The sequence below is a fragment of the Paraburkholderia madseniana genome, assembly GCF_009690905.1.
Lineage (GTDB): Bacteria > Pseudomonadota > Gammaproteobacteria > Burkholderiales > Burkholderiaceae > Paraburkholderia > Paraburkholderia madseniana.
Window position 1 is genome coordinate 1 of the sequence record NZ_VOSW01000009.1, and the last position, 18082, is coordinate 18082.

General features: G+C 61.5%; 18 protein-coding genes. 13 read left to right on the forward strand and 5 right to left on the reverse strand.

The features are described 5' to 3' along the window. Positions 1–376: 376 nt before the first annotated feature. Positions 377–895 (reverse strand): hypothetical protein, encoded by a 519-nt coding sequence (locus FSO04_RS06585; RefSeq protein ID WP_154558919.1) that lies wholly within the window; start codon positions 893–895, stop codon positions 377–379. A gap of 758 nt (positions 896–1653) precedes the next feature. On the opposite strand from FSO04_RS06585, the gene FSO04_RS06590 reads away from it, so the two are divergent. The 11 genes from FSO04_RS06590 (at position 1654) to FSO04_RS06640 (ending at position 11717) form a co-directional block, all read left to right on the forward strand. Beyond that, positions 1654–2412, forward strand: a complete 759-nt coding sequence (locus tag FSO04_RS06590) for a hypothetical protein (RefSeq protein ID WP_154558920.1) — start codon at positions 1654–1656, stop codon at positions 2410–2412. Positions 2413–2454: 42 nt separating this feature from the next. Next, positions 2455–3624: a transporter substrate-binding and LysM peptidoglycan-binding domain-containing protein gene (locus tag FSO04_RS06595; RefSeq protein WP_154558921.1), complete on the forward strand. Its 1170-nt coding sequence runs from the start codon at positions 2455–2457 to the stop codon at positions 3622–3624. A gap of 243 nt (positions 3625–3867) precedes the next feature. Then, positions 3868–5172 (forward strand): NAD(P)/FAD-dependent oxidoreductase, encoded by a 1305-nt coding sequence (locus FSO04_RS06600; RefSeq protein WP_154558922.1) that lies wholly within the window; start codon positions 3868–3870, stop codon positions 5170–5172. Further along, a complete protein-coding gene (locus FSO04_RS06605) occupies positions 5169–6020 on the forward strand; it encodes a DUF1365 domain-containing protein (protein ID WP_154558923.1) in 852 nt (283 codons plus the stop codon). The genes FSO04_RS06600 and FSO04_RS06605 overlap by 4 nt, the downstream gene beginning before the upstream one ends. Positions 6021–6032: 12 nt before the next feature. After that, positions 6033–7244 (forward strand): SAM-dependent methyltransferase, encoded by a 1212-nt coding sequence (locus FSO04_RS06610; RefSeq protein ID WP_154558924.1) that lies wholly within the window; start codon positions 6033–6035, stop codon positions 7242–7244. Between the two features lie 111 nt (positions 7245–7355). After that, on the forward strand, positions 7356–8141 hold the full coding sequence (map, locus tag FSO04_RS06615) for a type I methionyl aminopeptidase (RefSeq protein ID WP_154558925.1): 786 nt from the start codon (positions 7356–7358) through the stop codon (positions 8139–8141). Positions 8142–8326: 185 nt separating this feature from the next. Further along, a complete protein-coding gene (locus FSO04_RS06620) occupies positions 8327–8860 on the forward strand; it encodes a GNAT family N-acetyltransferase (RefSeq protein ID WP_154558926.1) in 534 nt (177 codons plus the stop codon). Positions 8861–9068: 208 nt separating this feature from the next. Further along, the gene (gene minC / locus FSO04_RS06625; RefSeq protein WP_154558927.1) at positions 9069–9902 is read left to right on the forward strand and encodes a septum site-determining protein MinC; all 834 of its coding nucleotides are present in this window, start codon (positions 9069–9071) and stop codon (positions 9900–9902) included. A 104-nt stretch (positions 9903–10006) separates the two neighbouring features. After that, positions 10007–10822 (forward strand): septum site-determining protein MinD, encoded by an 816-nt coding sequence (minD, locus tag FSO04_RS06630; protein WP_054035077.1) that lies wholly within the window; start codon positions 10007–10009, stop codon positions 10820–10822. Between the two features lie 14 nt (positions 10823–10836). Continuing rightward, complete coding sequence (minE, locus tag FSO04_RS06635) at positions 10837–11100, forward strand: cell division topological specificity factor MinE (protein ID WP_028196771.1); 264 nt, start codon at positions 10837–10839, stop codon at positions 11098–11100. 305 nt (positions 11101–11405) lie between these two features. Continuing rightward, the gene (locus FSO04_RS06640; protein ID WP_154558928.1) at positions 11406–11717 is read left to right on the forward strand and encodes a YXWGXW repeat-containing protein; all 312 of its coding nucleotides are present in this window, start codon (positions 11406–11408) and stop codon (positions 11715–11717) included. A 233-nt stretch (positions 11718–11950) separates the two neighbouring features. Here the strand turns inward: FSO04_RS06640 and FSO04_RS06645 are convergent, their stop codons facing one another. After that, the gene (locus tag FSO04_RS06645) at positions 11951–13366 is read right to left on the reverse strand and encodes a chloride channel protein (protein WP_154558929.1); all 1416 of its coding nucleotides are present in this window, start codon (positions 13364–13366) and stop codon (positions 11951–11953) included. Positions 13367–13578: 212 nt separating this feature from the next. Here FSO04_RS06645 and waaC point away from each other — a divergent pair, with 212 nt between their 5' ends. Next, positions 13579–14589, forward strand: a complete 1011-nt coding sequence (gene waaC / locus FSO04_RS06650) for a lipopolysaccharide heptosyltransferase I (protein WP_154558930.1) — start codon at positions 13579–13581, stop codon at positions 14587–14589. 720 nt (positions 14590–15309) lie between these two features. Beyond that, a complete protein-coding gene (locus FSO04_RS48250) occupies positions 15310–15441 on the forward strand; it encodes a hypothetical protein (protein WP_266241240.1) in 132 nt (43 codons plus the stop codon). Positions 15442–15595: 154 nt separating this feature from the next. Here the strand turns inward: FSO04_RS48250 and FSO04_RS06655 are convergent, their stop codons facing one another. From FSO04_RS06655 to FSO04_RS06665, 3 genes are all read right to left on the reverse strand, one after another. Then, on the reverse strand, positions 15596–15775 hold the full coding sequence (locus FSO04_RS06655) for a hypothetical protein (RefSeq protein ID WP_093643889.1): 180 nt from the start codon (positions 15773–15775) through the stop codon (positions 15596–15598). Positions 15776–15873: 98 nt separating this feature from the next. Next, positions 15874–17181 carry an MFS transporter gene (locus FSO04_RS06660; protein WP_054035072.1) on the reverse strand — a complete coding sequence of 436 codons (1308 nt, stop codon included), beginning with the start codon at positions 17179–17181 and terminating at the stop codon, positions 15874–15876. Between the two features lie 254 nt (positions 17182–17435). Then, on the reverse strand, positions 17436–17990 hold the full coding sequence (locus tag FSO04_RS06665) for an energy transducer TonB family protein (RefSeq protein ID WP_154558931.1): 555 nt from the start codon (positions 17988–17990) through the stop codon (positions 17436–17438). Between the last annotated feature and the right edge of the window lie 92 nt (positions 17991–18082).

Sequence of the window (18082 nt, forward strand, 5' to 3'; positions counted from 1 at the left end):
GGAGCTTCACACCAAGCCGTTGCCAGCTTCGCATGTCCGGGTAGGGAACGGCTGATGGAACAGCCGGTTTCATCAGGATTACTGCGTTCCGTGAAACAGAGAATCGAGCGACTTTGCAGGTCGCACCGGGCTGTCAAACCCGGCCACCCTTGTCTAGGCGGCACCCAAAAGTATAAATCACCGCACCCAACTGGAGGCCAACCACCCAGGCAAATCGGTATCTTCTTCACGCTCTAAGTCCGCCACATTTGCATCCATCGTTGCGGTTCATAGATACGCAAATGTGGTCGCGTGTATCGCGACCGGACGGAGGCAGCATTTCTCTCGCCCCGACATTGGCGATCGGACGACATTGCGTTTACCCGCAAACTCCAGATCAGAAGCCATGCCAAACAGAAAGCGTCGCACCCGTATCGTGTGAATGCAGAACTGCCACACGTGCAGTTCCAGAAAAGACCCAGTCTTCGACGGTCAACGACAGTCTTCGCTGCGGTTGCGCACCGAGCGTTAGAGTCGCGTTCGGCAACTGGACTATCCAGAGTTGCGGCGCCGTCGACGGACCCAGATTGAGGTAACTCGATGCCTGCTGCGGCGCCGCCTCAGGCGTCGGTGTGGCGCTACCGGCGCCAAATCGGAAATCGCGGGTCGCCTGCGTGCTATAGAAATTATCGACTTGCGCGTAAAACGGCTTTCCCTGATCCGATTGATATTCCATTTCATAACGGTGCAGATACCGTTGCGGTTCCGGAATGGGCGGAACAACCGTCTCGGGCAGAGGCGCGATATTCGCAACGGTCATCTCTACGGGCGCGTCGATGACAACGCCACCCGCGAACGCATATCCGCTCAGAATAAAAAATATTGCGCCGACAATCCTTTCGTTCAGGCAGGTCATGGCCATGCCTCCAATGAAGGAATTGAAACGTCACGCTACTGACCGCTATGCCTGAATGGACCGCCGACCGCCCCTACAATTTCGTTTTTATCAATACATTGTAGTCAGCCCTTCGCTTCTGGCTAGCAATGTATGCAGCGCCCCCGCGCTCCGGAGATTGATGCGGACACGGTAAGGCCTGGCGCGCGAGCGGCCCAGGCCGGCACCTTGAACACATTGGATATGAAACGTTAATTTGAATCGATCGACGTTCTCGGCCTTTGTCCCTGCCGCCGCCGACATAGGGATCATTTGATCCTTGTGCTCCCTGCATCGCCCGTTTGATCGCGCTGCGTGACTTCCTTCACGACCCAACTTCGCTTCATCCCAAACGAAGCAAAAAAAAAGCGAGCACAGCACCGAATTTATGCCATTCGCATACTCGACGTGCGTTTTCCCGCTCACATGGACGAATTCAGCCTCAGCGGACACGGGAGTTGAAAGCAATTAGAAAATAATCCGATGCTTGCTTGTCATAAATATTTCCGCCTGAATCCGACACGCGCAGCTCTTGCCCACTAGAGATCGATTCGAGTTCATGACCCGCCGAATTACGGTGAAAAAGAAGTGGCACTTCCCGAGTCGCCTGAGTGCCTGTAAAGTCATACAGCGTTTTCGCGTCGAGCCCAAAAACACAGACGCCAAACGCACCGCCACCACGATGTCCCGAACAGTTTGCAAGACCAGTTTTGTAAAACAGGCTTCAAAAGGGGATTCACATGTCAGTCGGCAATTCGGTCGTTGACACGACCAAAAGCAGCACGAAATACAAAGTCATCAAGTGGTCGATTATCGGGCTGTGCATCGCAATCGGCGCGCCGCTCGCCATCCTGCTGGTCAAAGGCCTGGTCGGCCTGATCCTCGCGGCGGTGATCGGGCTTGCGGCGATCAACTTCGGTCCCGTTCTCGCCATGAAGTTCGCGAACCAGAAGGTCAAGATGTTCGTGAACGAAGCAAAGTCGAACCCGATCGAGACGCTCTACAACGAACTGGCCGAAAAGCAGGAAGGGGCCGAGCGGTTCAAGAAGAGCATCACCGATTTCCGCACCGAAGTGAAAAACTTCGAAGATAAAACCGCGCAGTTCAAAAAACAGTATCCCGAAGACGCGGCCCGTTTCGAGACCCAACTCGCGACGATGAGAAAACTGCTCGCGTTTCGCGAAGGGCGCTATAAGCAGGTTCAGGACGAACTCAAGCGATTCTCCGACGCGATTGATCGGGCCAAAGCGCTGTGGGACATGTCGCAATCCGCGCAACGCATGAACAAGATCGCCGGCATGCAAACCAGCGACACTTTCGCGCAAATCAAAACGGACGCCGCGCTCGACTCCGTGATGAACTCGGTCAACAAAGCATTTTCCGAAATGGAAACGTCGCTGATGGAAAGCGCGGAAGTGCAGCAAGCCAAGGCCGCTACCGAGCTGGGCGCTATCAGTCCGCCCGCCCAGCAACTCGGCTCGCCCGCAGCGCCCAAATAATCAGGCGCGCACCGCTCGACTACTCAACTCGATCAAAAAACAATGAAGAAAATTCTGGGTTCGGTTCTTTTCCTGATCTTGCTGGCTGCCGGTTGGTATATCCACGAAGGCGGCCTGAAAAATCCGCTTAACAGCGGCCAGAGCGCCGACAAAGACACCGTCGCGGTGAACGGCGGGGTGAACGGAGTCGACACCGGCAACCCCAGCAGCGCCGACGTCAAAACGCCAGCCCCGAGCAATCCGGACGGTTTCGTGCCCAACAAGGACACGCTGAAGTCGATCCTGAGCAACGGTGTCGTGCGCGTCAGCGTCGAAAATCCATCGCGGCCGTTTTACTCGGAAGACAACGGCAAGCCGCAAGGCTTCAACGTCGACTTCGCCAATCTGCTGTTCGCACAGAAAGAGTTCACCTCGGGCGACCATCCGACCATCGCTGTCGACACGCATCACGGCGTGGACACGTATCCGGCGGTCCCCGATCAGCTGACGAAAACCGACAAGCAGGGCAACGCGGTCGTCGACGTCGCCATGGACGGCCTGACGTTCCCCGACAACACCCCGAGCGGCGTCGTCTATTCGATTCCCTATGTCGAGGACTTCGGCTATTCGTTGATCGTCGCCAAGGGTTCGTCGGTCCGCTCCGCCGCCGATCTGGCGGGCAAAACGGTCGGCGTTCTGCAGGGCGATCCGGACGTGAAAGCGTACGTCCAGAAAGCGTTCCCGAATAGCAAAATCGTCGAGTTGTCGGATGCGAGCATCGAAGGTCAGCGGTCGTGGATGTCGCACTTCCTGGACGAGCATCAGGTCGACGCCATCGTCTACGACTATCCGTTCGGCGTATCGGAGATCAAGGGCACTGACCTGACGTTCGCGGTCACGAAGCTGGACGGCTCCAACCTCGCGTACAAAATCGGCGTACGCAAGGAAGACAGCGCGCTGCTGATCTACCTGAACTCCGCGATCGCGAAGGTCAAGCAGTCGCCGGCCTATCTGGACCTGTTGCGTAAATACTTCATCAGCGACCAGGTGCTCACCACCGCTGCGACCGGCGGCGAGAAGACCTACGTGGTCCGCTCGGGCGACACGCTGAACGCCATTGCCGCGAGCCAGTTGGGAAGCGGTGCGCGATTTGTTGAAGTGCAGAAGCGCAATAACCTGCCGAACCCCAACCTCATCCTTATCGGTCAGCACTTGATCATTCCGGTGCGCTGACGCGGTAGATTTTTCTGCCGGGCCCTCGCGGCCCGGCATGAACAACTCTCCCCGATTGCCAATGTGAGCACGCCGCACGCCGGCTAGCTCTGTCTCGCCGGGTCGCGTGCCCGTGTCTGCCGCCCAAAATCCGCCAGATTTGCATCCGTTTCAACCCCCGCTGCGTAAATCCTTTCAAGGACGCGCAACCCCCTCCATACCTCACGAACCGACCGCGCGCCCGTGAAACCAGGAGACGCGCCAATGACCCATTCCGCACCGACCTCACCACTACCGTGCGGCTCGCGGGTCGCGGTCATCGGCGCCGGTATCTCGGGTTTGGCCAGCGCCTACCTGCTGGCGCGCAATCATCAGGTCACGCTATTTGAATCGGCAGGCTACGCGGGCGGCCACACCAACACCGTGGACGTCACGCTCGAGGGTCACACGCATCCCGTCGACACGGGCTTCCTGGTTTTCAACGACCGCACCTATCCGAACCTGATCGCGCTGTTCGCCGAGCTGGGCGTCGAGTCGCACCCGAGTGAGATGACTTTCTCGGTCTCGCTCGACGAAGGCCGTCTCGAATGGGCCGGCACCAGCCTGAATACGGTGTTTGCGCAACGTCGCAACCTGTTCTCGCCAACCTTCATCGGCATGCTGCGCGACATCATGCGTTTCAACAGCAGTGCGCAAAGCAATCTCGAGCTCGCGATGCAAACACGCACATCGATGGGCGAACTGCTAGCGGCCGGTGGCTACGGCGGCGCGTTCCAGCGCCACTACCTGCTGCCGATGGCCGCGGCGATCTGGTCGAGCGCGACCGCCGACATCCTCGCTTTCCCGGCCACCACGTTCCTGCGTTTTTGTCTGAACCACGCGCTGCTTCAGGTGAATCGCCGGCCGCAGTGGAAAACGGTGGTCGGAGGAGGGCGCGAGTATGTGCGGCGTATCGTCGGCACGCTCGACGACGTCCGTATCGGTACCGCGGTTAAAGGCGTGCGACGCGATGCAGACGGCGTCGATGTCTTCACGGACAAGGGCACGGAGCGTTTCGACGCGCTGGTGCTCGCCACCCACGCGCCGACCTCGCTGCGTCTGCTGGACAACGACGTCGATCAGGACGAGCGCAGCGTGCTAACCGCCGTGCGCTATCAGCCGAACGTCGCGGTGCTGCATACGGATACGAATCTGCTGCCGCGTCGTCAGCGTGTGTGGTCGGCGTGGAATTATCTGGGGTGCCGCGCGGTCGACGGCACGCATCCGGTGTGTGTCAGTTATCTGGTCAATCAACTGCAGCCGCTGCCGTTCAGGACGCCCCTCGTCGTTACGCTCAATCCGGTTATGCAGCCGGCACCGGGCACCGAACTGCGCCGCTTCGTCTACGACCATCCGTTGTTCGATCTGGCCGCCATCGATGCGCAACACCGTCTGCCGTCGCTGCAAGGCAAGCGCCGCACCTGGTTCGCGGGCGCGTGGACGGGCTATGGTTTTCACGAGGACGGTCTGAAATCGGCACTGCGCGTGGCCGCCGATTTCGACGCGTCGCCGGCGTGGGCCAGGCTATGAATCCCGCTCGCGTCGAAGCCAACGTTGATCCGGCTGCCTGGCTTTTGACGGGCCAGGTGATGCACGAGCGTCTGCGGCCGAAGCACCATCGCTTTACGTACTCGGTGTTTTGCGTGCGCTGCGATCTGGATCGTCTTGCGTCACTCGATAGCGGATGGTTCGGCGTCGATCGCTGGGGCCTGCTCAGCCTGTACCAGCGCGATCACGGTCCGCGCGACGGCAGCGATCTCGCCACATGGATGCGCGCGCAACTATCAGCGGTGGGTATTGAAGCAGCGGACGGCAAGATCTGGCTGCAAGCGTTCCCACGTGTGTTCGGCTATGCGTTCAATCCAGTCAGTTTCTGGTTTTGCCACGATCGTGACGGTCATCTGCGAGCGTTGCTGGCTGAGGTGCGCAACACCTTTGGCGATCGTCACAGCTATCTGCTGAGCGCTGCGGGCAACGTGCCGATCACGGCTGAAACGGAACTCAAATGCCGAAAAGTGCTACACGTGTCGCCGTTTTGCCGCGTCGAGGGGACCTACGAATTTCGCGTCAGGGAGACACCAAACAGCGCGTCGGTCTCTATCGACTACCAGGATATTGACGGTTTGCTGATCCGCACGGCGCTGGGTGGCCGATTGAAACCCTTAACGCGCTCGACAGCGCTCGCCGCGCTGATCCGTCAGCCGTTGCTGACCGTCGGCGTCGTCGCACGAATTCATTGGCAGGCGTTGCGTCTCGCCATCAAGAAAGCGCCGTTCTACGGCAAACATCCCGCGCCGAGCCGCACCGCTGACGCATCCACCGACCACGCCACAGCCGGCCGACCGTCCGCCGCTGCGCGCCCCATTTCGTCCGATTGAGGAGATTCAGCCATGGCGCTTTCAAGAACCCTGAGCGAGCACCGAACCATCCCCGCGTCGGGCCGTCTGTTTCTCTCTCTGCTCGAACGGATTCAGGTTGGGCATCTGGTGTTGATCACGCCCGACGGCCAGCAGCGCGTGTTCGGCGATCCGCACGCGGCGCCGGGCGCGCACCTGGAACTGTGCGACTGGCGTGCGTGCGGCGCGATTCTGCGCAAAGGCGATATCGGTTTCGCCGACGCATGGCGCGCGTTCTGGGTCGACACGCCTGATCTGGCCGCCTTGCTGCGCGTGGCGATTCGCAACGAGCGCGCGCTGCAACGCACGGTCTACGGCGGCTGGCTCGCGCAACTCTGGTACGGGCTGCGTCATAAGTTGAGGCCAAATACGCGTGCTGGCAGTCAGCGCAATATTCACGCGCACTACGATATCGGCAACGCGTTCTACGCGCAGTGGCTGGATTCGACGTTCACCTATTCGAGCGCGGTGTTCGACGGCAATTTCTATCAATCGCTCGAAGCCGCACAGCACGGGAAGTATCAACGCATCATCGATACGCTCGGTTTGCGCGAAGGCATGCGCATTCTGGAAATCGGCTGCGGGTGGGGCGGTTTTGCGATGCACGCGGCGCGCCAAGGAATCCACGTGCACGGCATAACGATCTCGCCGGCGCAGCTTGAATTCGCCAAGCAACGTGTGAGTGAAGCAGGCCTGAGCGACCGGGTGAATCTTGAACTACGCGACTACCGTACGCTGACGGGCCAATACGACAGCATCGTATCGATCGAAATGTTCGAAGCCGTCGGCGAAAAATTCTGGCCGACGTACTTCGGCATCTTGCGCGAGCGTCTCCTGCCTGGCGCACGCGCGCTCGTACAAACCATCACGATCGACGACTCGCACTTCGCCGCCTATCGCGCAACCAGTGATTTCATCCGCGAATTCATTTTCCCGGGCGGCATGTTGCCGAGTCCGCAGCGTTTCATCGAAGCAGCGCGGCGTGGCAAGCTCACGGCGCGCACGTCGTTGGCATTCGGGCGCGATTATGCGGAGACCCTGCGCCGCTGGCGCAGCGCGTTCGAAGCGCAACTCGATACGATCCACACGCAAGGCTTCGATGAGATTTTCGTGCGGACGTGGCGGTTGTATCTGGCGTACTGCGAAGCCGGCTTCGACGAAGGACGCACGGACGTGATGCAATTCGTGCTCACCTCAGCGGACTGATATGCGTGTGCTCGCGGCGAATTCGGCGAGCGGACCCGACTCGCGGAGGCCCTCCGGCGATCCTCTGTACAATTGGCCGATCGTCAACATCGTTTCACCCCCACCGAATTCATGGCCATTACCTACAAGACTCCTGACGACATCGCCAAGCTGCGCATTTCCGGCCGCCTCGCGGCCGACGTGCTGGCGATGATCGGCGAGCACGTCAAGGCCGGTGTCTCCACCGACGAGCTCGACGCACTGTGCAACGACTACATTGTCAATACGCAAAAGTCGATTCCGGCAAATGTTGGCTATCTGGGTTTTCCGAAGACGGTTTGCACGTCCGTCAACCAGGTGGTGTGCCACGGCATTCCCAACCGCAGCGAAATCCTGAAAGACGGCGACATCATCAATATCGACGTCGCGATCATCAAGGACGGCTATTTCGGCGACACCAGCCGCATGTATTGCGTCGGCCAGCCGAGCACGGTGGCGCGCCAACTGATCGACACGACCTATGAAGCGATGCTGGCCGGCATCCGCGAGGTCAAGCCAGGCGCCACGCTCGGCGACGTCGGCTACGCGATCCAGAAGATCGCGCAGCGCGACGGCTTCTCGATCGTGCGCGACTATTGTGGGCATGGCATCGGCCGTGTTTATCACGAAGACCCGCAAGTGCTGCACTACGGTCAGCCGGGGCAAGGCGTGCGTCTGAAGCCGGGTATGGTCTTCACGATCGAACCGATGATCAACGCGGGCCGCGCCGGCACCGCGGTGCAGCGTGACGGCTGGACCGTGGTCACCAAAGACCGTTCGCTGTCGGCCCAATGGGAGCATATGATCGCCGTGACCGAAGAGGGCTACGAGCTGTTGACGCCGTGGCCGGACGGCACCGGCAATTACGAAGCGCCTTGAACGCAGTGGCCGGCGCGCCTGACGAACCGGCTATCAGGACGGTGGGCGTGCGAATTGCTGCGCAGTGGGCGCGCAGCGCCTGTACCAGGAACCGCCGCTGCAGTCCGATCCGGCAAATAAGGATTTGACTCGCGCGCCGGTTCGGTTAAAGCTATGCCTTAGGGTTTCAAGGGGTTTTCGTCTGCATGAGTCCGTCATTGACCGTTCGCCGTATCGCCGCTGATCAGGGCGCTGTTTTCCGCGAACTCCGTACTGCGTCGCTGCGGGAGGCGCCCTATGCCTTCGGCGAGACGCTAGAGGACGCGTTGTCGGCGGATGCCGCCACCTTCGACGCCACCGCTGCCGAACACGCTGTTTCGTTCATCTTCACCAGTTTCATCCTCTATACCGAGGGCCATCCGGCAGGACTAGTCGAAGCCTATTTCGACGACACCGCGGCGCGGCGCGCGTTCGTCTGCGAGTTGTGGGTGGCGCCGGCCGTGCGTCATCTGCGAGGCGGCGAGTTGCTGGTCGACACCGCCAGCGCCTGGCTCGCGGGCGAAGGCGCCATGGAAATCTACGCGTGGGTCGCCGACGCCAACCGCAATGCGATGCGCTTTTACGAGGCGCTCGGCTTCGGTCCCACCGGCGAGCATCGGCGCGTCGTGCGTGCGCCCGAGCAGGCCGAAAGCCTGCTGGTGCGGCACGTGCCGACCACGTCGCAGGTATTTCAGCAGTGATCCCGCGAGCGGCGCGTCAGCCTGCCGCTCACATCCCATCCGCGTCGCTACAGCGTTCATGGCCGAATGACCGGCCAGAACGCGGCCTGAATGGCCGAGGCGTGGCCACGTCATGGGTATTCAGGCCGCCGTGGTGCGTTCTGTCGGCAAAAAAACTCGCTCCCCGCCTGGACGCCTGTAAAATACGCAAAATTTTTTGCCGAACGCTATGTCGCCCAAGAAATCGCCCTTTTTCGAACTCCGCAGCGGCTCTGTCGACACGCTCCTGTTTGTGGTCAAGACAACCGACCTCGACGCAATGCGTGCCGAACTGACCCGGCGCTTCGAGGCGACCCCCGAATTTTTCGCTAACGACGTCGTCGCGATCGACGTGCGCCGGCTCGCCGAGAACGAACGCGTGCCGCTCGCCGACATCGCGCAACTGCTCGACAGCGTGCGCATGCGCCCGGTCGGCGTGGTGGCCAATGCGCAGCAGACGTGGGCGGCGGAATCCGCGCTGCCGTTGCTCGAAGCGCGCGACCGTCGCGGCGCATCTGCTAAATCCGCTGACGAGGAAGCCGCCAATGCTGCCGCTACGGCGCCGGCTACCACCGCAGCGACGGCCACGCCGCCGGCCGATCTGTTTTCGGCAGTAGAGGGCACACCGGCCACGGCTGCCGCGGTCGAACCTGCGCCGGCCGCCGAGCCCGTGCGTCTCGCCACCTCGTCGCAGACCATGGTGGTCGACAAGCCGTTGCGCTCGGGCCAGCGCATCTACGCAAAGGGCGATCTGGTCGTGCTCGGTCTGGTGAGCTACGGCGCGGAAGTGATCGCGGAAGGCAACATCCATATTTACGCGCCGCTGCGCGGCCGGGCGTTGGCCGGCGTGCAGGGCAATCACGACGCGCGCATTTTCTGTACGTGTCTCGAGCCGGAACTCATCTCGATCGCGGGCATCTATCGGACGACCGAGAACCCGCTGCCGGCCGACGTGCTCGGCAAGCCGGTGCAGATCTGGCTCGAAGAAGAAAAGCTGATGATCGAACCGTTGCGGCTCACCTGATCGACGTGAAGCGCGCGCTGCCCTGAACGTACACGGCGCGCGGCGTTCCACGGCAAATATGGCCGCACATAATTGACGAATTTGACGAACACAGGGTAAGGGTAATGGCAAAAATCATTGTGGTGACTTCGGGCAAGGGTGGCGTGGGCAAGACGACCACGAGCGCGAGTTTTGCATCGGCCCTCGCATTGCGTGGCAGCAAAACCGCCGTGATCGACTTCGACGTCGGCCTGCGTAACCTCGACCTCATCATGGGTTGCGAGCGCCGTGTGGTGTACGACCTGATCAACGTGATCCAGGGCGAAGCCAACCTGAACCAGGCGCTGATCAAGGACAAGAAGTGCGAGAACCTCTTTATCCTCCCGGCCTCGCAGACGCGTGACAAGGACGCGCTGACGCTGGAAGGCGTCGAGAAGATCATCAACGACCTGATCGCGATGGACTTCGAGTACATCGTCTGCGATTCGCCGGCGGGTATCGAATCGGGCGCGCTGCTCGCCATGCACTTCGCCGACGAAGCGCTGATCGTGACCAATCCGGAAGTCTCCTCGGTGCGTGACTCGGACCGTATCCTCGGCATCCTGTCGTCGAAGACCAAGCGCGCAATCGAAAGCAAGGAACCGATCAAGGAACACCTGCTGATCACGCGCTACAACCCGAAGCGCGTGAGCGAAGGTGAAATGCTGTCGCTGACCGACATCCAGGAAATTCTGCGCATCGATCTGATCGGCGTGATTCCGGAATCGGAAGCGGTGCTGCATGCGTCGAACCAGGGCCTGCCGGCTGTGCACCTCGACGGTACCGACGTCGCCGAAGCCTATAAAGATGTCGTGTCGCGTTTCCTCGGCGAGCAGAAATCGCTTCGCTTTACCGATTACCAGAAGCCAGGGCTGCTGCAGCGCCTCTTCGGCACCAAGTAAGGGGAGCGCACGTCATGTCGATTCTTTCGTTTTTGCTGGGCGAGAAGAAGAAGTCCGCGTCGGTAGCGAAGGAACGCCTGCAGTTGATCATCGCGCATGAGCGCGCCGGCGGCCATGCGCCTGCCGATTACCTGCCTGCGTTGCAACGCGAACTGGTGGCCGTGATTTCAAAGTACGTGAAAATCTCCAATGACGATATTCGTGTGAGCCTGGAACGCCAGGACGATCTCGAAGTGCTCGAGGTCAAGATCGAAATACCGCAGGCGGGTTCCGCGTAACGTGCTGCGCGCTCTGTTTCGTCCCGTCGATGTGACGTGACGAGGTGGGGCGCGTAAGCGCTGCTGTTGCTGTTGTGATGCGTTCTTTGTATCCGTTGTGTCCTCCCGCCGTTTCCCTCGCAGTCGTCCCCGCTACTTCTGTGTTCATGTGCACCCGCACAGGCCTTCGCACGCCTGCATTTCGCGCGGCGAAATAATCCGTTGCACTTCAGCGTGCGCCGTTACACGCCCACAGTCAGCGCCTTCGTCCCCTCGTGCATTAAACGGATAACGCCGCATCCGGTGTCCATCCAAAGAGGGAAAACATGAACAAGACCTTTCGCTTGCTGATCGCCAACGCTGTTCTGATCGCTGCCGGTGCATCCGCTGTGGCCTCCGCTTCGGCCGAGGAAGTCGTCGTGATCGCGCCGTCCGCACCGCCGGCCGTGCGTTACGAAGCCGTGCCCGCGCCGCGTGTCGGTTATGTGTGGGATCACGGTCATTGGCGTTGGGACCACGGCCGCTATGTGTGGGACGCGGGCCACTGGCAGGCCGAACGCGTCGGCTACCACTGGGTGCCGGGCCATTGGGTCGAACACGGTCCGAACTACCGCTGGGTCGAAGGCCACTGGGCGTAAGTCCACCGGCTTCAACAGTGTGCGGCACGGCGGAATCGACACCGCTCGTGCCGCTCCCTCCAGTTTGACGACACAGGCGCCGCTCGTGCGTCCGGCGTAGCGCTTGCCTGTGTTTCAGAGGAACACGTGATGAAAAAGAATCTGCTCCTGATCGCCGTACTGGCGGTCATGCTGGCCGGTTGCGTGGTGGTGCCGGCACGGCCGGTTTATATGCGCGCGCCGGCGGTTGTAGTTTACTGACGCGGGGCGCCGTCTTCAGCAGGCGCATCGCCCGTGATCTCATCGACGACCGCCGGTTCGGGCGCGTCGACTTCGGGTACTTCCGGCACCGGCGCGGATGCCGGCTGCGGCAGCGGCGCCATATAGCGCTGTGCCAGCGACTCATACAACGGCGGCGCGAAGAAGCGCGCCACACGGCTCGCAATCAACGCGGTGGCCATCAGCGAAATCACCAGCGCATGACCATCGATCATCTCCATCACGATCACAAACGACGTAATCGGCGACTGCGTGACCGCAGCCAGATAACCGACCATCGCGAGGGCGATCAGCATCGGCAATTGCATCGAATCGAACACCATGTGCAGCAGATTGCCGAAACCCGCGCCGATCGACAGCGACGGTGCGAAGATGCCGCCCGGAATGCCCGGCAGGTACGAGCCGACCATCGAGATCATCTTCAGAAACGGATAGAACACGGACAGGTGCTCGTGTCCTTCGAGCAGGCCACGCGCTTCCGCATAGCCGCTGCCGAAGGTCGTACCGCCGGAGATGAGGCCGACCACTGCGATCACGAAACCGCACAGCGCCGCGAACGCGACCGGCCGTTCGCCGTGCAACTGACGCAGCGGCGCCGGAATCCAGCGCGCGGTGTTCAGCAGCAGCCAGCCGAACACGCCGCCCGCAATACCGGTGACGATTGCCGTGAGCAGAACGGCCACTGCCAGCAGATCGGGGAAGTGCGCGCCGATCTGGATGGTGCCGAAATAGGTGTAGTTGCCGTTCAGCCCCAGCGCGATCACGCCGGCGATGATGATCGCCGTAATCAGCACGCCGCTGGCGCGGGCCTCGAAGCTGCGCGTGAGTTCCTCGATCGCGAACACGATCCCCGCCAGCGGCGTATTGAACGCCGCGGACAAACCCGCTGCCGCGCCTGCAAGCACCAGTTGCCGTTCGATCTGCGCGTTCGAGCGTGGATACAGCCGCCGCAGATTGAACATCAGCGCCGCGCCGACCTGCACGGTCGGCCCTTCGCGGCCGATCGTGAAGCCACCGAGAATCGCCAGAAACGACACGGCGATCTTGCCGAACAGAATCCGGAACGACAGCAGTCGCGCGCCGTATTCGCCGGGCTTGGCATGCAGGGTGGCGATGACTTGTGGAATGCCGCTGCCTTCGGCGCCGCGGAAGAACGTGCGCGTGAGCCAGACGGCGAGCGCCGCGACCGCGGGCGTGACGATCAACGGCGCCCACACGTGCCGCTGCTGCATGGTGCGGAATTCGCCGTAGCCCCAATCGATCAGCCTGGCATACAGCACCGCCACCAGGCCGACCGCGATCGCGCCGAGCCAGAAGATGCCGTATTGACGCCACAAGCGTCTGGCGCGACGCACGATGCCGGAAGAGAGGGGAGGAAGTGCCCGGGACATGGGGATGTGCTGGCGCAAAGGCTGAATTATAAAGCGTGCTCTATCGTTTCAACTGTATGAAAGTATTTTAAAATATAGTAAAAAGGCTATTCGTAAGGCGCGCAGTGTAACGCTCTGTATTAATGAACGTACGGCGCACTGGAGCGTTCGGTGAAGATTATTCCAATCGTCGGCTAAAATGTTTGGATGTTCGAACAATTAACAGGTCCTCAATGAAGCGAGTCCTTATCGTCAAGGTCACTTCGCTCGGCGATATCGTGCAGGCGTTGCCAGTCGCCGCCGACATAAAACGCGCGTTTCCAGGCGTTGAAGTGGACTGGGCGGCCGACGAGGCCTTCGCCGAACTGGTGCATTGGAGCACGAGCGTCGACCGGGTGCTTTGCGCGCCGCTGCGCCGTTTCAAGAAGGCGCGCCGCTGGGGCGATTTCAAGGCGATCGCGGCGTCGATCGCCGAATTGCGCGCCTATCGCTACGACTACATCATCGATATTCACGGCGTGTACAAGAGCGCGATCATCGCCTTTCTGGCGCGTTCGTCGAAGCGTATTGGCTACCAGTCACAGGATCTGGGCGAGCGGGGCGCCGCATTTGCCTATACGGGGCGTTTTGGCCCGCGTCCGCAGCGCTGCGATGCGTGGCATGGCATGCGCATCAGCGCGAGCGAGGCACTGGGTTACGAGGTCGAAGGCCCGGCCGTCTACAATCTGCGCCTGCCAGAGCCGGCCACCGCGCCGTTCGCGGCTGACAGCGCGCCGGTCGCGGCACTGTTTCACGCCACCTCCAAAGACGACAAGAAGTGGCCGCTGCCTCATTGGGTGGCGGTCGGTCGCGAGTTGGCGCAACGCGGTTTCCATGTGGTGCTGCCGTGGGGCTCGGAAGGCGAGCGCGCCGAGGCGGAGCAGATTGCGTCGCAGGTGCCGGGCTCGACCGTCCTGCCGAAGCTGAACGTGACCGAAATCGCGCAGATGATCGACGCGTGCGCGCTGGTGGTCGGGACCGATACGGGTTTCGTTCATCTGGCGCACGGATTGCAGAAGCGCACGGTCATGATTTTTGTGGCGACGCCGCCATCGCATTTCGGCATCGAAGCGCCGTTCCGCTCGATTTCGATCGGCGACGGCCACTCAGTGCCGCCGATCGCCCAGGTACTGGAGGCGATCGATTACGTGCACAGCGAACCGCGTGCTGCCGTCGCCATCCAGCACGGATCGGCCGCAGCCTGAGCGCAGCTTCGCAGCGCTTTCGCGCAATCGTTTGGCTAAAAGAAAAGAGGCGCGACGCGCAGGCGCCCAATCAAACGAGCGCTGCCACGGAACGCCTCCGAAAAGCGCCCGCGTCGGGGAACTACGGGCGGAGAGGAATCGCTGCAATGAACAAACTCACTCACGCACTGAGCGGCCACGTCGCGTAGCCGACTCAGTTCTACAGTGACCGCCGGCCGACGGTCGAGTTCAACGGCGCATTCATCAAGACAAGCCGCGCGCGTGCCGGCAGATTCGCGTGCCGCTTATCGGCGTGCCGCGGGCGGCTACTCGTGGCCGCTCCCAGCGTTTGGATCGGCGCCGCGCATTACACGCCTGTTAAATCTGTCGCTTTTCGTTGAGTGCCTAATTGGCTACTTGCGCGCTCTTTCGCGTGGTTACTGGCTCAGCCACGGCGCATGGAAACGCGCACTCGATACCCATAATCAGCGCCGCGATTCGCGCACCCGCCACGGGCAGGGCTTGCGCGGCGCACGCATGTTCAAAGCAGTATAGGCGGTGTTTTTGTCTGATGTGAGTCTGTCGTCGCCATGCTTCCGACGCCGCGGATTTCGGGGTTCGAAGGTGTAACACCTCAGAGATTTTCCCTTACAAATCGCAACGCTCGCGCGAGGCAGGGTCGTGTTCAATCGAGTCATTCGGGGTTTCGGCTCGAATGAATCTGACACGAAGGAGAACAATATGAAACGCTTAATCCTGACCCTGATCGCCGGCACGCTACTCGCAACGGCGCTCGGAGGCTGCATCGTTGCACCGGCGCCCGGCTATTACTACGGCGGCGGTTATTACCATCATGGCGGGTACTACCGGTAACGGCTTGCGGCGCGCGCGAGGCCTGCATGTAGCGCCACGCTGACGGCTGCCTCTTGCCTGCATAGGCACGGGGCAGCCGCTCAACCGCTTCTTCGGATCAAGTCAGACCGCTTCCATCCGCCGCGCCCAACCAGGTATCGCGGCGCTCGCCCGTTCAGGCCAGCAGCATTTCGAAAGCGATTACCGCAGTAATGGCAGCCGCGTTCGCGGCCAGTGCTTCCACGACAATGCCTTTCCACGTCGCGGGACGAAAGCGCAAAGCCAGCAGCAGTGAACATAGCAATGCCAGCGCGATGATCATCACGATGTCCGCGTTGTGAAGATGAATACTCATCAGAGCCTCCCTGCTTGCCTTAGGGTTATTGGAATCGAGTATAGGCAAGTCAAAAAGACGCGCAAGGCAGGGGATTTACCAGCGCGCCTTTACCCTGATCACATCAGTTGGGCATCGCGGGTTTCGCGCATGCACAGCACGCCGATCAAGCTGACGGCCGCCGCAATCGACACATAAGCGCCCACCCACGGCAGCCCGCCGTGCGCGGCCAGCACCTGCGCGATATACGGCGCGACTGACGCACCGAGAATCCCGCCGAGGTTATACGACACGCCTGCACCGGTATAGCGCACGTTGGTCGGGAACAGTTCCGGCAGCAGCGCGCCCATCGGTGCGAAGGTCACACCCATCAGGAACAGTTCGATCACAAGGAACAGCAGCACCAGCGGCGTCTGGCCGCTGCCGAGCAATGGCGCCATCGTGAAGCCCGACAGGATCGCTGCGATGATGCCGACGATCAGCACCGGCTTGCGGCCATAACGATCGCTTGCCCAGGCCGACAGCGGCGTGGCGAGCGCCATGAATACGACCGCGATGCACAGCATGCCGAGGAACGTCGGCCGGGGAATATGCAGGACCGACACGCCGTACGACAGCGAGAACGTCGTGGCGTTGTAGAACAGCGTGTAGCAGACCACCATCGCCAGTGCGCCGAGCAGGGTCGGTAGCCCGTGCTGCGAGAACAGCGTGGCGATCGGCACCTTCACGCGTTCCTTGCGTTCGATGGCCGCCTGGAAGGCCGGCGTCTCGGCGATCTTCAGGCGCACATACAAGCCGAGCACGACCAGCACCGCGCTGACGAGGAACGGCACGCGCCAGCCCCAACTGCGGAATTGCTCGTCGCTCAAAGACAACGCCAAGGCGAAGAACAGACCGTTGGATGCCAGAAAGCCGATCGATGGCCCGAGTTGCGGAAACATCCCGAACCAGCCGCGTTTGCCGGCCGGCGCGTTCTCGGTGGCGAGCAGCGCCGCGCCGCCCCATTCGCCGCCAAGGCCGATACCCTGACCGAAGCGCAGCACGCACAGCAGGATCGGCGCAAGGCTGCCGATCGAGTCGTAGCCCGGCACGAAACCGATCAGCGTGGTGGACACACCCATCACCAGCAGCGAAGCCACCAGCGTCGATTTACGGCCGATCCGGTCGCCGAAGTGGCCGAACAGGAACGAGCCGATCGGCCGTGCGACGAAGGCGATGCCGAACGTGACGAAAGCCGACAAAGCCTGGGCGGTCGCCGAGCCGTGCGGGAAAAACACCGGTCCGATGACGAGCGCCGCGGCGGTGGCGTAGACGTAGAAATCGTAGAACTCGATCGCGGTGCCGATGAAGCTCGCGAAGATGATCCGCGCGCTGCTGGTCTGCCCGGACGCATTGGGCTGGGCCGCGGAAATCGGCGAAGTGGACATGCAGGGTCTCCTTATGTCGTGATGCTGTTGGACGCCGTGTTTCGATGGGCGGGCGGCGCGTGGTCGGTCGGCATCTTTGTTTAAGTTCGTGTGCTTCGGCGCGTCTCGCTGGCGATTGAAGCCTTCTTCAACGCCGGCGATGAAGCGACAGCTTACAACGGCGGACGTCAGCCGTCAGCCGTCAGCCGTCAGCGCTCGCGCGCGAAAGCGGACATACCAGGGGAGCAACCAGGTGGGGTGCGTCAGGCGAGCGTTCAGTCGATGGCCTGCGCTTGCGGCGAGGCGAACTCGCGCAACTGGAATTTGCCGTTGTCGTTGAACAGCCAGTCTTCGAACAGTTCGAGCTGGCCACGGCCGTTCAGCAATTTACCGGGCGGTTGCGGCAGCGGCGAGGCGCGCCGCAAGGAGGCGAGCGCGGTGCTTTCGGCTTCGTCGTCGCCATTGGTGCGATACACCGACGACGCCAGCACCTGACCATCGCGATCCACCGTGAACGACACCACGACCAACGAGCGCAGCATCGCTTGCGGCGTGCCGTGTAACACGTAGGAAGGGCTGCGTTCGACGATGCGTTGCGCGACCGCGCTGCGGTACTGGTCGAGCGTCGCACTATTGACGGCGGCCACCGGCGTGATGACAAGCGGGCGACCAGGTGGCGTGATCGTGCAGCCTGCCGAGGCTGCGAGCGCGGCCAAAACCGAAGCCGCCGTGAGCGCCGAAGTTGCGCTATGCGCATGCGACAGGGAAGCGCTAACGCGTGAAGCGAAGCGTCCAGTCAGGCGGCGAAGGTGACGTGTGCGGGTGGACATCGTCGAGGAAAGCACTGTGACAGGATCTAACTTGATGGTAGTCAAAAAAAGCCAGGATGCAATGGTCGTTCACCCTGTATGCCGATCCCGAG

Excerpts from the sequence above, each read along its gene's own strand:
- FSO04_RS06665 (WP_154558931.1), bottom strand. The coding sequence starts at position 17,990 with ATGTCCACCCGCACACGTCACCTTCGCCGCCTGACTGGACGCTTCGCT.
- FSO04_RS06645 (WP_154558929.1), bottom strand. The coding sequence starts at position 13,366 with ATGTCCCGGGCACTTCCTCCCCTCTCTTCCGGCATCGTGCGTCGCGCC.
- FSO04_RS06595 (WP_154558921.1), top strand. The coding sequence starts at position 2,455 with ATGAAGAAAATTCTGGGTTCGGTTCTTTTCCTGATCTTGCTGGCTGCC.
- FSO04_RS06590 (WP_154558920.1), top strand. The coding sequence starts at position 1,654 with ATGTCAGTCGGCAATTCGGTCGTTGACACGACCAAAAGCAGCACGAAA.
- map (WP_154558925.1), top strand. The coding sequence starts at position 7,356 with ATGGCCATTACCTACAAGACTCCTGACGACATCGCCAAGCTGCGCATT.
- waaC (WP_154558930.1), top strand. The coding sequence starts at position 13,579 with ATGAAGCGAGTCCTTATCGTCAAGGTCACTTCGCTCGGCGATATCGTG.
- FSO04_RS06620 (WP_154558926.1), top strand. The coding sequence starts at position 8,327 with ATGAGTCCGTCATTGACCGTTCGCCGTATCGCCGCTGATCAGGGCGCT.
- minE (WP_028196771.1), top strand. The coding sequence starts at position 10,837 with ATGTCGATTCTTTCGTTTTTGCTGGGCGAGAAGAAGAAGTCCGCGTCG.
- FSO04_RS48250 (WP_266241240.1), top strand. The coding sequence starts at position 15,310 with ATGAAACGCTTAATCCTGACCCTGATCGCCGGCACGCTACTCGCAACG.
- minD (WP_054035077.1), top strand. The coding sequence starts at position 10,007 with ATGGCAAAAATCATTGTGGTGACTTCGGGCAAGGGTGGCGTGGGCAAG.
- FSO04_RS06610 (WP_154558924.1), top strand. The coding sequence starts at position 6,033 with ATGGCGCTTTCAAGAACCCTGAGCGAGCACCGAACCATCCCCGCGTCG.
- FSO04_RS06600 (WP_154558922.1), top strand. The coding sequence starts at position 3,868 with ATGACCCATTCCGCACCGACCTCACCACTACCGTGCGGCTCGCGGGTC.
- FSO04_RS06660 (WP_054035072.1), bottom strand. The coding sequence starts at position 17,181 with ATGTCCACTTCGCCGATTTCCGCGGCCCAGCCCAATGCGTCCGGGCAG.
- FSO04_RS06585 (WP_154558919.1), bottom strand. The coding sequence starts at position 895 with ATGACCTGCCTGAACGAAAGGATTGTCGGCGCAATATTTTTTATTCTG.
- FSO04_RS06655 (WP_093643889.1), bottom strand. The coding sequence starts at position 15,775 with ATGAGTATTCATCTTCACAACGCGGACATCGTGATGATCATCGCGCTG.
- FSO04_RS06605 (WP_154558923.1), top strand. The coding sequence starts at position 5,169 with ATGAATCCCGCTCGCGTCGAAGCCAACGTTGATCCGGCTGCCTGGCTT.
- minC (WP_154558927.1), top strand. The coding sequence starts at position 9,069 with ATGTCGCCCAAGAAATCGCCCTTTTTCGAACTCCGCAGCGGCTCTGTC.
- FSO04_RS06640 (WP_154558928.1), top strand. The coding sequence starts at position 11,406 with ATGAACAAGACCTTTCGCTTGCTGATCGCCAACGCTGTTCTGATCGCT.